Origin of the sequence: Phyllobacterium bourgognense (assembly GCF_003337575.1) — a bacterium.
In the GTDB taxonomy this organism is placed as follows: domain Bacteria; phylum Pseudomonadota; class Alphaproteobacteria; order Rhizobiales; family Rhizobiaceae; genus Phyllobacterium; species Phyllobacterium bourgognense.
The window spans coordinates 153,282-166,095 of record NZ_QPJM01000003.1; the positions used below are offsets into that span (position 1 = coordinate 153,282).

At 56.9% G+C, this 12,814-nt stretch carries 12 protein-coding genes; 5 read left to right on the top strand and 7 right to left on the bottom strand.

The window, feature by feature from the left end:
- Positions 1-151 precede the first annotated feature (151 nt).
- Positions 152-403, bottom strand: a complete 252-nt coding sequence (locus C7476_RS07110; RefSeq protein WP_147274626.1) for a hypothetical protein — start codon at positions 401-403, stop codon at positions 152-154.
- A gap of 479 nt (positions 404-882) precedes the next feature.
- On the opposite strand from C7476_RS07110, the gene C7476_RS07115 reads away from it, so the two are divergent.
- The gene (locus C7476_RS07115; RefSeq protein ID WP_114429197.1) at positions 883-3,078 is read left to right on the top strand and encodes an RNA degradosome polyphosphate kinase; all 2,196 of its coding nucleotides are present in this window, start codon (positions 883-885) and stop codon (positions 3,076-3,078) included.
- Positions 3,075-4,583, top strand: coding sequence for an exopolyphosphatase (ppx, locus tag C7476_RS07120; RefSeq protein WP_114429198.1), 1,509 nt, complete (start codon positions 3,075-3,077; stop codon positions 4,581-4,583). The genes C7476_RS07115 and ppx overlap by 4 nt, the downstream gene beginning before the upstream one ends.
- 189 nt (positions 4,584-4,772) lie before the next feature.
- Here the strand turns inward: ppx and purQ are convergent, their stop codons facing one another.
- From purQ to purC, 3 genes are read right to left on the bottom strand one after another with little or no spacing between them, the layout of a single operon-like run.
- Positions 4,773-5,441 (bottom strand): phosphoribosylformylglycinamidine synthase subunit PurQ, encoded by a 669-nt coding sequence (purQ, locus tag C7476_RS07125; protein ID WP_112530808.1) that lies wholly within the window; start codon positions 5,439-5,441, stop codon positions 4,773-4,775.
- Positions 5,442-5,681, bottom strand: a complete 240-nt coding sequence (gene purS, locus C7476_RS07130; protein WP_112530809.1) for a phosphoribosylformylglycinamidine synthase subunit PurS — start codon at positions 5,679-5,681, stop codon at positions 5,442-5,444.
- Positions 5,682-5,700: 19 nt separating this feature from the next.
- The gene (gene purC, locus C7476_RS07135; RefSeq protein ID WP_112530810.1) at positions 5,701-6,465 is read right to left on the bottom strand and encodes a phosphoribosylaminoimidazolesuccinocarboxamide synthase; all 765 of its coding nucleotides are present in this window, start codon (positions 6,463-6,465) and stop codon (positions 5,701-5,703) included.
- Between the two features lie 301 nt (positions 6,466-6,766).
- Here purC and C7476_RS07140 point away from each other — a divergent pair, with 301 nt between their 5' ends.
- Positions 6,767-7,084 (top strand): DUF1476 domain-containing protein, encoded by a 318-nt coding sequence (locus tag C7476_RS07140; RefSeq protein WP_114429199.1) that lies wholly within the window; start codon positions 6,767-6,769, stop codon positions 7,082-7,084.
- Between the two features lie 98 nt (positions 7,085-7,182).
- On the opposite strand, the gene C7476_RS07145 is transcribed toward C7476_RS07140, so the two are convergent.
- Positions 7,183-8,142, bottom strand: a complete 960-nt coding sequence (locus tag C7476_RS07145) for a GGDEF domain-containing protein (RefSeq protein WP_114429459.1) — start codon at positions 8,140-8,142, stop codon at positions 7,183-7,185.
- 199 nt (positions 8,143-8,341) lie between these two features.
- Here C7476_RS07145 and C7476_RS07150 point away from each other — a divergent pair, with 199 nt between their 5' ends.
- Both C7476_RS07150 and C7476_RS07155 read left to right on the top strand, forming a co-directional pair.
- Complete coding sequence (locus tag C7476_RS07150) at positions 8,342-9,106, top strand: HpcH/HpaI aldolase family protein (protein ID WP_114429200.1); 765 nt, start codon at positions 8,342-8,344, stop codon at positions 9,104-9,106.
- A 69-nt stretch (positions 9,107-9,175) separates the two neighbouring features.
- Positions 9,176-10,228 (top strand): serine hydrolase domain-containing protein, encoded by a 1,053-nt coding sequence (locus tag C7476_RS07155; protein ID WP_114429201.1) that lies wholly within the window; start codon positions 9,176-9,178, stop codon positions 10,226-10,228.
- Between the two features lie 5 nt (positions 10,229-10,233).
- On the opposite strand, the gene C7476_RS07160 is transcribed toward C7476_RS07155, so the two are convergent.
- Entirely contained in the window at positions 10,234-11,154 is a 921-nt protein-coding gene (locus C7476_RS07160) for a DMT family transporter (protein ID WP_114429202.1), read from the bottom strand.
- Positions 11,155-11,498: 344 nt separating this feature from the next.
- Complete coding sequence (gene rnd, locus C7476_RS07165; RefSeq protein WP_114429203.1) at positions 11,499-12,698, bottom strand: ribonuclease D; 1,200 nt, start codon at positions 12,696-12,698, stop codon at positions 11,499-11,501.
- Positions 12,699-12,814: the final 116 nt, after the last annotated feature.

The following is a 12,814-nucleotide window of genomic DNA, read 5'->3' on the forward strand; positions in this document are numbered from 1 at the left end:
CTTCGCCAAGCGCGCATAGCGCCCATTCGCTTTGTCTTAAAACAAAAGCCGCGCAAAGGAAACGCGTTCTATGTCGCAGTATTGTTTCTGCATTCGCGAAACAGTGCGAATCCTGGAGGCATCCCGGCCCCAAACTGGGCTCCTTAAATGGTTATCTCAAAGTAGAAGCAGATGCCTTCTGCCGGGACTTTGGAATGGCTGCGTAGCCCGGCGAGACATATTCCACAATGCGAACATGACCATCGCGTTTGTTGTCGGGCCTTCGAGCCGCGTGTGCTGCGACAGCGCGATCTGCGGGTACAATTGTCAGGCCGACGTTTAATGTTTGGGCATGCGCCGGAGAGATACCAAAAGATGCTGCGATAAGGACGAAGGCACGAAGAACGGAAATAATTTTTTTCATAGCCGCTCCAGTGAAATTCATGCATTCAAGCAGGAATTTCAATAGGTTAACGCCGATACGTTTTCAAAAGTCCAATAAAGGTTTGGGCATCGGATTGAACACTGCCCTCGGCCTGGACCGCCACGGGCATTCATTGCCCTACTAATAAATGACTATGATCTCCGCGTATTGTCGAGTCGATCTGTCGGTTATTGTTAATATGCTCAGCGCAAATTAGTTTAAATTTTCTAATTATTTCAGTAGCTAAACAACTTCAGAGAAGATGTATAGGATCTGCTTGCTGCCGACGGATTGGCGCCCGGCACAATGTTTCCATTTGGATGTTTCTCGCTTTAGAGTGCGATTTAGCGGTATGATGATGGTTTCAAGACGCTCGCTATCAAACTGTCAAAAGACTTGTCTAGGGTGAGCGCCTCAGACCATTCCAGAGGCGCTAAGGGTCTGCATTTTTAACAGGACATTTTTGTCGGAGAATATCAATGAACGAACAATCAACCGCGATTCCGCAGGCATTGGAAAAAGTGGATTTGGCGGATTTGCATACAAGCGTCGATCGTTTCGTCAATCGTGAGTTCTCCTGGTTGCAGTTCAATCGCCGCGTTCTGGAAGAAGCCGAGAACACGCATCAGCCATTGCTCGAACGTTTGCGTTTTCTCTCCATCTCGGCTGCCAATCTCGATGAATTCTTCATGGTGCGTATCGCCGGCCTTGCGGGGCAGGTACGCGCCGGTGTTTCCGACCGCAGCGACGATGGCCGCACCCCTCAGGAGCAGCTTGAATTCGTTCTCGACGAGGTCGTCAAGCTGCAGATTGCCCAGCAGCATCGGCTTGACGCTTTGCGCACGGAAATGCTCAAGGAAAACATCGAGATCGTTCGTCCGGACAGGTTGACCGCCAATGAGCAGTCTTGGCTGGAAGATCACTTCCTTGAAACGATCTATCCCGTTCTGACGCCGCTTGCGATCGATCCGGCGCATCCTTTTCCATTCATTCCCAATCTCGGCTTCTCGATCGCCATGCTTCTCAATCGGAGCACCGACAATCGTCCGATGACAGCCTTGCTGCGTCTGCCTCAGGCACTGAAGCGCTTCATCCAAATTCCGGACGACAAGGGTCGTTTCCGTTTCCTCACGCTGGAGGATGCGATCAGCCTGTTTACCGGGCGCCTTTTCCCGGGCTACGAGGTCAAAGGTGCCGGTACTTTCCGCATCATCCGCGACAGTGATATCGAGGTCGAGGAAGAGGCCGAGGATCTGGTTCGCCTGTTCGAAACGGCACTCAAGCGTCGCCGTCGTGGTCAGGTTATTCGCATCGAATTCGACGATGAAATGCCGGAATCACTGCGCAGTTTCGTCGCCACCGAGCTCGGTGTTCCCGATAATCGCATCAGCGTTCTCGACGGCCTGCTTGCGCTCAACATGATTTCGGAAATCGTCAGCATCCCGCGTGCCGATCTGAAGTTCGTGCCCTATAATCCACGTTTCCCCGAGCGCGTTCGCGAGCACGGCGGTGATTGTTTCGCGGCTATTCGCGAAAAAGACATCGTCGTTCACCACCCTTATGAATCCTTCGATGTGGTCGTCCAGTTCCTGCGCCAGGCCGCGGCCGATCCGGACGTCGTAGCAATCAAGCAGACTCTCTATCGTACCTCGAACGACAGCCCGATCGTGCGTGCACTGATCGATGCCGCCGATGCCGGCAAGTCGGTGACCGCGCTTATCGAACTCAAGGCCCGCTTCGACGAGGAAGCCAATATTCGCTGGGCCCGCGATCTGGAGCGCGCCGGTGTACAGGTCGTCTTTGGCTTCATCGAATGGAAGACCCACGCCAAAATGTCGCTGGTCGTGCGCCGTGAAGAGGCGAAGTTGCGCAGTTACGTACATCTGGGGACGGGAAATTATCACCCGATCACCGCGAAGATCTATACCGACCTGTCATTCTTTACTTGCGAGCCGTCAATCGGCCGCGATGTGGCGCAGATATTCAACTTCATCACCGGCTATACGCCGCCTTCCGGAGAGATGGGTATTGCCGTTTCGCCGATCACGCTTCGCCCGCGCATCATGCAGCACATTGCCGAGGAAATCGCCCATGCCAAAGCCGGGCGTCCGGCGTCGATCTGGATGAAGATGAATTCCCTGGTCGACGCGGAAATCATCGACGCGCTCTATGACGCGGGCCGGCAAGGGGTAGAGGTCGATCTCGTCGTGCGTGGCATCTGCTGTCTGCGCCCGCAGCTTCCAGGCCTTTCCGACAATATCCGCGCGAAATCCATCGTTGGACGTTTTCTCGAACACAGCCGTATCTTCTGCTTTGGCAATGGTGAACCGATGCCGTCGGAAAAGGCTCTGGTCTATTTCGGCTCTGCCGACATGATGACCCGCAATCTCGATCGCCGTGTCGAGACACTGGTGCCGATCACCAATCCAACTGTGCACCAGCAGGTTCTTTCACAGATTATGTTGGCCAACCTTCTCGACAATCAGCAGAGTTACGAGTTACTAGCAGACGGAACGTCGCGCCGGATCACACCTGCCGACGGGGAAGAAGCTTTTAACGCACAGGAATATTTCATGACAAATCCCAGCCTTTCAGGCCGTGGCAAGTCGCTGAAGTCTTCAGCACCGCGATTGATTGCACATCGCAAGCGGTCAAAGAGAAATAAGGCTGCATGATATCGGCCGCACAAGGACGCGTTCAGGGGCGTCAACCAGCTGCTGTCATCGATATCGGTTCGAACTCTGTACGTTTGGTAGTGTATGAAGGCGTAAACCGGTCCCCGACAGTTCTTTTCAATGAAAAGATCCTCTGCGGCCTCGGCAAGGGGCTGGCGAAGACCGGCAAGCTGAATGCGAAGGCCGTACAAAGCGCACTACGCGCATTGCGTCGGTTCCGCGCGCTGGCTGATCAGGCTGGGGCAGTTTCACTCGACGTTCTGGCGACAGCTGCAGCGCGCGAGGCCGAGAATGGCTCACAATTCATTCGGGAAGCCGAAGCGTTGCTCAAGGAGCCGATCAAGGTTCTTACGGGCAGGGAAGAGGCCTATTTTTCCGCGCTTGGCATTATTTCGGGTTTCCATGATCCGGACGGCATTGCCGGCGATCTTGGTGGCGGCAGTCTGGAACTCGTCGATGTCAAGGGCAGGCAGATCGGTGATGGCATTACGCTGCCGCTCGGCGGCTTGCGCCTGCAGGACATGTCCGACGGCGATTTGAACAAAGCTACGGAACTTGCAAGGAAACATCTCGCCTCGGCAAAGCTGCTCGGCAACGGCAAGGGCAGGACATTTTATGCAGTGGGCGGCACTTGGCGGAACCTTGCCAAGCTGCACATGAGTTCCGAACATTATGCGCTCCATGTGATGCACCATTACGAAATACCGTTCGAGGAAGCGCAGCGGTTCCTCAGACGTGTTGCTGCCGGCGATGTCGACAACATGAATGGCATCGAGGATGTTTCCAAGAACCGCCGCGCGCTGCTTGCATACGGCGCTATCGCACTCCTTGAGACGATCAAGCTTATGCGGCCGGCAAAGGTCGTGTTTTCAGCCCTTGGCGTGCGCGAGGGTTTTCTCTATTCGCTGCTGCCCGAAGGCGACCAGCTGGAGGACCCGTTGATCTCGGCGGCCGAGGAGTTCGCCGTACTACGCGCCCGGTCGCCGGCCTATGCGCGCGAATTGGCCGAATGGAGCGGCGAGGCCTTTGCGGCGCTCGGTATCAACGAGACGGAAGATGAGAAGCGCTATCGGCGCGCGGCCTGCCTGGTGGCGGATATCAGCTGGCGTGCCCATCCTGATTACCGTGGCTCGCAGGCATTGAACATGATTTCCAATGCTTCCTTTATCGGCATCGATCATCCCGGACGCGCCTATATCGCACTCGCCAATTTCTTCAGGCATGAGGGCATTTCCAACAGTGTTCCCGATCCGGAACTCGCTGCCATAGCTACACCCCGACTGCTGGAATATTCCAAGATTCTCGCTGGGATCATGCGCATCACCTATCCGTTTTCCGCATCCATGGCCGGTGTGGTCCCGAAGCTTTCCTGGAAGACGACGGCAGAAGGCCTCGAGCTTGTGATCGACAAGAGGAAGGCTGACCTGATTGGTGATGTTCCGGAAGGCCGCCTGCAGCAGCTGGCGCGGCTGACAGGCAAGAATATCAGGATGGTTATCAGCTAAAACGTTGAGGATGCGCCATGGGCATATAGCTACAGCATCGCCTTTGGAGCCTGTTTGAAAAGTCGCTGCAGCGAGACATATGGCGTGGTTTTCGAGAACCGGAGCGCAGCGTACTTTAAGGTACGTGAGCACCGGAAGCGCAGAAAATCGCGTCAGATGACCGCTGCAGTAGAGTTTACAGACGGGCTCTTAGGCGGCGATCCCCAGCACGCCCGTGAACAGCGCACGCCCGTCGGTGCCGCCATGAGCCGCTTCGATCAGGTTCTCCGGATGCGGCATCAGCCCCAGCACGTTACCGTTCTTGTTGATGATACCGGCAATATCATTCATCGAGCCGTTCGGGTTGGTGCCTTCGGCATAGCGGAACACCACCTGGCCATCGCCCTCGATGCGTGCCAGCGTCTCGGCATCGGCAAAATAGTTGCCATCATGATGCGCGACAGGGCACTGGATGATCTGACCATGCGAATAGCCGCGGGTGAACGGCGTATTGGCATTGGTGACTTCGAGTTTCACCTGGCGGCAAACGAATTTCAGCGAGGCATTGCGCATCAGCGCACCGGGCAGGAGACCGGCTTCCACCAGAATCTGGAAGCCGTTGCATACGCCCATCACCATGACGCCTTTGTTGGCCTTTTCGCGGATCGCTTCCATTACTGGCATGCGCGCTGCGATGGCGCCGCAGCGCAGATAATCGCCATAGGAAAAGCCGCCGGGGATGACGATCAGATCGACGTCGGGAATTTCCGTATCCGTCTGCCACACCGTATGCGGTGCAACGCCGGAAATCTTGGTCAACGCCGCAATCATGTCGCGGTCGCGGTTAAGGCCGGGAAGGAGTACAACTGCCGATTTCATCTAGATGAGCTCCACCGCATAATCCTCGATCACCGTATTTGCGAGGAGCTTTTCGCACATTGCCTTGAGGTTCGCCTCGGCCTTTGCCTTGTCGCTCGTATCAAGTTCGACGTCGAAAACCTTACCCTGGCGAACCGAGCCGACACCCTCGAAACCGAGGCTGCCGAGTGCACCGACGATCGCCTTGCCCTGCGGGTCAAGAACGCCATTCTTCAAGGTTACAGTGACACGTGCCTTCATCGATCTGTCTTCTCCGGTGTTACTTGACCAATACGGGCCCCGCAGGCCGCGTCGGTTCGTTTTCATTCATGATGCCGAGACGGCGCGCGACTTCCTGATAGGCCTCGATCAGGCCGCCCATATCGCGGCGAAACCGGTCCTTGTCCATCTTCTCGCTCGTCTGCGCGTCCCACAGGCGGGCGCTGTCCGGCGAGAATTCGTCGGCTAGAACGATGCGCATCATTTCGCCTTCGTAAAGCCGGCCGCATTCGATCTTGAAATCGACAAGCTGGATGCCGACGCCAAGAAACAGTCCACTCAAAAAGTCGTTGATGCGAATGGCGAGCGCCATGATGTCATCGATTTCCTGCGGCGCTGCCCATCCGAACGCCGTAATGTGCTCCTCGGAGACCATCGGGTCATCGAGCTCATCGTTCTTGTAGTAGAACTCGATGATCGAGCGCGGCAGCACGGTGCCTTCCTCGATGCCGAGGCGCTTTGCCAGCGAGCCGGCCGCGATATTGCGCACGACCACCTGCAGCGGGATGATCTCGACTTCCTTGATCAGCTGCTCGCGCATGTTCATGCGGCGTATAAAGTGCGTCGGGATGCCCATGCGGTTGAGCTGCGTGAAGATATATTCGGAGATGCGGTTGTTGAGGACGCCCTTGCCGTCGATCACTTGGGTTTTCTTGGGGTGAAGCACAGTTGTATCGTCTTTGAAATGCTGGACGAGTGTGCCTGGTTCTGGTCCTTCGTAAAGGATCTTTGCTTTGCCTTCGTAGACACGGCGGCGACGGTTCATTGCGGATTCTCTGGTATTGGAGTTATCGGTCGGCCTTGCGTCTTGGCCGTCATGTTGGCGCGCTAACTATCGCAAAAGCAAGCATTCTACAATGATCCTTTATGGAGCTCCCCCGTTTTATGGGTTATATGCTGGTTCTACGACAATATGAAACAAGCGATGGTCGATTGAGCCTTTTGATTTTGCACGGAATGGTTATATGGGAATCGATAAAGACAAAAACATCGGGACCTGCCTGAAAAACGCCTGATACATGACTGTATTACTAGTCAACGACACAATTTGCGGGAGCAAAGAGAGGATGACAATGCAAGATCGCGAAAACGCCTTTGAAAACAAGTATGCGCATGACGCAGAAGTACGTTTCAGGGCGGAAGCCCGGCGTAACAAGCTTCTCGGCTTTTGGGCGGCGGAAAAGCTCGGCAAGACCGGCGAAGACGCCGAGGCGTACGCGAAGGAGGTCATCAAGGCCGATTTCGTCGAAGCGGGCGATGACGACGTCTTCCGCAAGATCCGTACGGATTTCGATGCTGCCGGTATCGACACGTCCGACCATCGCATCCGCCGCAAGATGGAAGAGCTGATGATCGAGGCCATACAGCAAATCGAAGGCGCATAACGCCGGCACATTGACGTTCTATACGAAAACTGGATCAATTTGGAGAAGCGCGTGTTATCCACGCGCTTTTTCACATTTTATGCCCTGCAATATGGCACTCATATCACGCTGATATGGTTTCGCCCGCCGAGCTTGGCCTCATAGAGCGCAAGGTCCGCGCGGGCGAAAAGGTCTTGTGCCGTATCGCCCGCCCGTAATGCCGTGATCCCGACCGAACATGTATAAGCAAGGTCCGGCCAGTTCTGCAAAGGTCGGGCCATTCTGATCCGCTCCAGCACGCGCTCAAGAATGCCGATGCCAGTTTCCAGCGGCGTTTCCGGCAGGATCAGCATGAATTCCTCACCGCCGATCCGTCCGAAACAATCGAGCCGCCGCACGAAACTATGCGCGTGCCGGGCGAAATCGAGCAAAACCTGGTCACCGGCCTGATGCCCGTAATGATCGTTGATCGCTTTGAAATGGTCGATATCGAGTACTGCAACACAGCCTTTGACAGCCGCGTCAAGTGGCAATTCTCGCCTTGTCAGCTCCTCGAGCCTGGTCATGATGAAGCGCCGGTTACCGACGCCGGTAAGCTCGTCCGTCTGCGAAGCCCGCAATGCGAGATCGCGGTCCTGCCGCAAGCGGCGGTCATCCGTGCGCAACGGCGTAATATCGCTGGCAATACAAAGCATCCAGCCATTCGCCTGGACTGTCTCTGTCATCCAGAGCCAGCGGCCATCGACCACATCTGTCTCAAAAGCGCGAAACGGCACCTTTCCCCGGCGCGACTGGGTCGATATCAGCCATTCATCGAAATTTTGGGTTGCGAGGACCGTCCCGAGCCCGGCCTCGAAATTCCGGCGCATCAGGGCACCCCAGGCGACCTCTTCGCCGGGTGCAAGATGATATGCCGCCCGCCAGCCCTTGTTGGCGTAGCGCAAGACATCATTCTGGTCGTAGAGAGCGATGAGAACCTGGCTTTCATCCTGCGATAGCAGGAGGTTGTAGAGAATTTCGTCTCTTGGCCCAGTCTCTTCTATGAATTTCTGCTCGTTTCCATCATGGAAAACTGTCATCTGCACCATGGTTGCATTGGTGATAGGACTCAGCGTCAACCCGGAGCTTACACGATTTCACCCTGACAATCGATCCCGTCACGATTCGTTCGGGGGGCCTCGCGGCAAATCCTCAGATTTGAGAATTTCAGCATCGCTCTTGACCAGTCTGCTCTCAGCTTCCCATACTCGCGCAAAACATCTGGACGAGGAATCCCCCATGTCGCTCGCATCGCGTCTGAAATCCGGCGAAATCATTTATTCTGGCTGGTCGCACCTGACCGATCCGTTTGCCATGGAGGCGCTTGCCCGCACGCCGCTTGATGCTGTGCTCTTCGACATGCAGCACGGCCCGCACGATACGGCGAGCGTCGCCGCGCTCACCGGCATCCTGCGCAGCGCTCAAAAGCATGCGCTGGTACGCATTCCGGTCGGTCGTTTCGACATGGCAAGCCGCGCGCTGGATTTTGGTGTTGAAGGCGTCGTCGCGCCGATGATCAACAGCGTCCACGATGCAAAGCTTTTCGCGGCCGCGATGAAATATCCGCCGCTCGGCGAACGCTCCTGGGGCCAGATGCGCGGTCGTCCCGCGAGCTATGGCGCCGGCGGCTCCGGCGGATATTTGCGCGAGGTGAATGAGGAGACGCTTGCCTTCGCCATGATCGAGACCCGCGCCGCCTATGAGGCGCTTGATTACATTCTTGAGGTGGACGGTATCGATGGCGTGTTTGTCGGCCCGTCGGATTTCTCTATTGCCTGGAGCGACGGGCAGGAGGTGGATGCAGCTTCCGAGGCCATCATCGAGCCGCTGACGCGGATTGCCGCCAAGGCCAAGGCGGCGGGCAAGCTCTGCGCGATCTATGCTGCGACTCCAGCGCTGGCAAAACGCTTCGCCGGTCTCGGCTATACCTATATTCCCCTGAGCGTCGATACGGCCTATCTGACCTTGGGCGTGCAGACGTTCCTCGACGCGATCGAGGGATAGTCGAGCTGATCACATGCATGTGACAGCTTGTGTGTTGCTGCCGCTTAACGCTTTCATCAATCTCGGCGAATGAAAAACCTCGTTCCAATCGGCCGTCGTGCATTCCTGATGACGTCTCTCGCTGCCGTCGCATGTGCATCGCGCGGGGCCATATCCCAGCCTGCCGCCGCCGGGTTGGACAAGGCTACAATCGATACCATCATGGAGGCGGCAAACGGCTTCCCGTCCCTCCATACGCTGATCATCTCGCGGCATGGCGATCTTGAGCTCGAACACGTCTTCCGTGGGCCTGCCGCCGACCGCCCGGTCAATGTGAAATCCGTTTCCAAGACCATTATCGCCACGCTTGTCGGGATTGCTATCGATCGCCGCGTGTTCGAGGGGCTGGATCAACCCATTGCGCCAATGCTCGCGGACAAGCTGCCGCGCGACGCCGACCCGAGATTGCAGGCCGTGACAATTGGCAATCTGTTGTCGATGCAATCGGGTCTCGATCGCACCTCGGGGCCAAATTATGGCCGCTGGGTCGGAAGCAATGATTGGGTCCGCTATGCCCTGTCGCGCGAGTTCGTCGATGAGCCCGGCGGCGGCATGCTCTACTCTACCGGCAACTCTCACCTTCTTTCAGCGCTGTTGACGCGCAAGACCGGACGTTCAACTTTGGCGAACGCCCGGGAGTGGCTGGGCAAACCGCTTGAAATCAATATCCCGCCTTGGCCGCGCGATCCGCAAGGCATCTATTTTGGCGGCAACGACATGCTGCTTTCGCCCCGTGCCATGCGTGCATTCGGCGAAATGTTTTTGGCATCCGGCGCCAGCGGTGGCAGGCAGATCGTACCGAAGGCATGGGTCGAGGAATCGTGGAAGCCGAGAACAAGTTCACCGTTTACGGGCGACGCCTACGGGCTTGGCTGGTTTGTGTCCAGCGCCGCCAGTGGCAAGCCGGTCTACTACGCGTGGGGCTATGGCGGCCAGATGATCTATGTGGTGCCGCACGTCTCGCTTGTGGTTGTGATGACATCCGACCCCGCGACGCCCTCCCGACGTTCGGGTTATGTGCGGCAGCTGCACGACGTGGTGCGCGAGCGTATCGTGCCTGCTGCCGAAGCGCTCGACAGCTAGTAGTTTCAACCTGCCGTGATTGCCGCTCTCCGGCGTGTCGGCAGCGTCATGGCTGCGACGCCAGCAATGACGCAGACAAGGCCAATCCAGGCGGTCGGATTGAGGCTTTCGCCAAGGAAAAGCACGCCGATGCCGACGCCTATGGGTACGCGCAGATAGGCTTGCGATGTGGTGCTGACAGAACCCAGCGTGTGGATCAAGCGGAAATAGATCACGAAGGCGAGGGCGGTCGAAAAAATCGACAGGCCAAGCAGTGCTAGGATCGAGTGCGTCGACGGGACGATAGTCCAGGGCTGGTCGACGACGAGGCTGACCGGAATGAGCAGTACCGCGCCGCAAAGGAGCGAGCCCGCAGCGGGCATCATCGGATCGAGTCCCTTGAAGCCTCGCCCGAAGATCGCCGCCGCCGCATAGGAGATCGTCGCTGCCACAATCGCCAGTTGCGCAAGCACCTCCTTGCCGACGCCATGGAATGCTTCAAGACCGATGATGAGGCTGATGCCGATGACGCCGGCGACGACGCCGAAAAGCTTGCGGGCCGTTACGGCTTCATGACGCGTGATCAGGACGGTCAAAAGGAAGGCGAAGATCGGCGTCGTCGAGTTGAGGATTGTTGCAAGTCCGGCATTCACCGTCAGCTCCGCCCAGGCGATGAGCGTGAACGGAACGACGCTGTTGATGCAGGCCTGAATCAGAAAGCGCTTCCAGATGGCGGGGCCGCGTGGCAGCGATAATCCGCGCAGCTTTATGATCGCCAGAAGCAACCCGCCGGCAATGAGTGTCCGTGCCGCGATGAAGGTGACCGGCGGAATGGTTTCGACGCCGATCTTGATGAAGGTATAGGACGCTCCCCACAGCGTCGCGAGAACGGCGAGAAGGGCGATTTCTTTTGCAAGCGACGGAGCAGGGAGCGTCGATGTGGTCATGATGGTTTACTCAATTTTGGCCGCGTGAATATTGTGCGTGGTTCGACAAGCTCACCATGAGGGAGTGAGTGAGTTGCAAGAGCCGAGAACAGCAACCTTAACGATTATCACTGCAATCAACCCTTCTCCCTCAAGGTGAGCTTCTTCATCGTGAGCTTACCGAACGACGAACCACGCACATGATCAATGCAAGAAATCGGTGGCTCGATGCTTCGATCGCGACCGAACCATAAGTTTCGAGCAAACCTGTTTTGGTCCGGGATAGAAATCAAACAAGAGTTTGCGAATCCTGCGCACGAATGATCGATTCCTATGCAAGAATCATCGAATCCACTGCAAGAATTTCAATCGGCGGTAGAAATTTGGTTGTTTGCGGTTGCGGTTTTGCCGTCTGGCCACTCCACGGCGCGTATCTTCTTGTTCTCGAATTTGAGGCAGAGTTCGCCATTGATGAGCTGCAGCGCCTTCTCGCCAAACACCTCACGCCGCCATCCCTGCAGCGCCGGAATGTCATCCGCATCGCCTTCTGCCGCGATCCTGTCGATCTCGTCGGTGGTCGCGACCACCTTTGCAGCAACGCCGTGCTCCTCGGTAACGAGCCGCAACAGCACCTTCAAAAGCTCGGCCGCAGCACCTGCGCCTTCTGGCGACTGCACGGATTTCGGCAGGCGCGGCATGTCTTCCTTCGGCAGATCAAGCGCAAGATTGACGGCATTGAGCAGGCCCGTTGCCATGCTGGAGCGCTCCCAACCCTTTGGAATCGTTCGCAAACGCGACATCGCTTCCGCATCGCGCGGCTGCTGCTGGGCGATTTCGTAGATGGCGTCATCCTTGATGACCCGGCCGCGCGGCACATTGCGTTCGCGCGCTTCCCGCTCGCGCCAGGCGGCAACACTGCGCAGGACCGCGAGCTCCACCGGCTTGCGCAGGCGCATCTTCAGCCGCTTCCAGGCATCGTCCGGATGCATGTCGTAGGTCTCGCGCGCCGTGAGGATCTTCATCTCGTCGAGAACCCACTCGGTGCGGCCTTCTGCTTCGAGACTGCTCTTCAGATGCAGGTAAATGTCGCGCAGATGGGTAACATCGGCGAGCGCGTAGTCCAGCTGCTTTTCCGAGAGCGGACGCCGCCGCCAGTCGGTGAATCGTGACGATTTATCGATCTGCGCCCCAACGATCCGTTGCACCAACTGGTCGTAAGCGATTGCATCGCCGAAGCCACAGACCATCGCCGCGACCTGTGTGTCGAACACCGGATGCGGGATCAGATTGCCGAGATGAAAGATGATTTCGATGTCCTGGCGCGCGGCATGGAACACCTTGACGATCTTTTCGTTAGCCATCAGCTTGAAAAACGCAGCAAGATCAAGGCCCGGCGCCAAAGCATCCACGATCGCCGTGTGGTCAGGCGAGGCGAGCTGTATGACGCAAAGCTCCGGCCAGAACGTGGTCTCCCGGATAAATTCCGTATCGACTGTCACGAAATCGGATTGGGTGAGGGCGGCAACAGCCTGTTCAAGCTGATCAGTGGTTGTAATCATGGTCATGAAATTTCTATAGCGAATGGATATGCGTTTGTCTCCGTCCCAATCCTGATCTTGACAAATCACCCTCAAAATGCGCTTGTCCGCGCAAATTCCTGGACCGCTTGCGGGGCTTTCCA

Bases quoted from the DNA above. Each gene is read 5' to 3' on its own strand.
- purC (WP_112530810.1), bottom strand. From the start codon at position 6,465: ATGAACCGTCGCCGCCGTGTCTACGAAGGCAAAGCAAAGATCCTTTAC.
- purS (WP_112530809.1), bottom strand. From the start codon at position 5,681: ATGAAGGCACGTGTCACTGTAACCTTGAAGAATGGCGTTCTTGACCCG.
- C7476_RS07150 (WP_114429200.1), top strand. From the start codon at position 8,342: ATGTCGCTCGCATCGCGTCTGAAATCCGGCGAAATCATTTATTCTGGC.
- C7476_RS07160 (WP_114429202.1), bottom strand. From the start codon at position 11,154: ATGACCACATCGACGCTCCCTGCTCCGTCGCTTGCAAAAGAAATCGCC.
- C7476_RS07145 (WP_114429459.1), bottom strand. From the start codon at position 8,142: ATGACAGTTTTCCATGATGGAAACGAGCAGAAATTCATAGAAGAGACT.
- purQ (WP_112530808.1), bottom strand. From the start codon at position 5,441: ATGAAATCGGCAGTTGTACTCCTTCCCGGCCTTAACCGCGACCGCGAC.
- C7476_RS07110 (WP_147274626.1), bottom strand. From the start codon at position 403: ATGAAAAAAATTATTTCCGTTCTTCGTGCCTTCGTCCTTATCGCAGCA.
- C7476_RS07140 (WP_114429199.1), top strand. From the start codon at position 6,767: ATGACAATGCAAGATCGCGAAAACGCCTTTGAAAACAAGTATGCGCAT.
- C7476_RS07155 (WP_114429201.1), top strand. From the start codon at position 9,176: ATGAAAAACCTCGTTCCAATCGGCCGTCGTGCATTCCTGATGACGTCT.
- rnd (WP_114429203.1), bottom strand. From the start codon at position 12,698: ATGACCATGATTACAACCACTGATCAGCTTGAACAGGCTGTTGCCGCC.
- C7476_RS07115 (WP_114429197.1), top strand. From the start codon at position 883: ATGAACGAACAATCAACCGCGATTCCGCAGGCATTGGAAAAAGTGGAT.
- ppx (WP_114429198.1), top strand. From the start codon at position 3,075: ATGATATCGGCCGCACAAGGACGCGTTCAGGGGCGTCAACCAGCTGCT.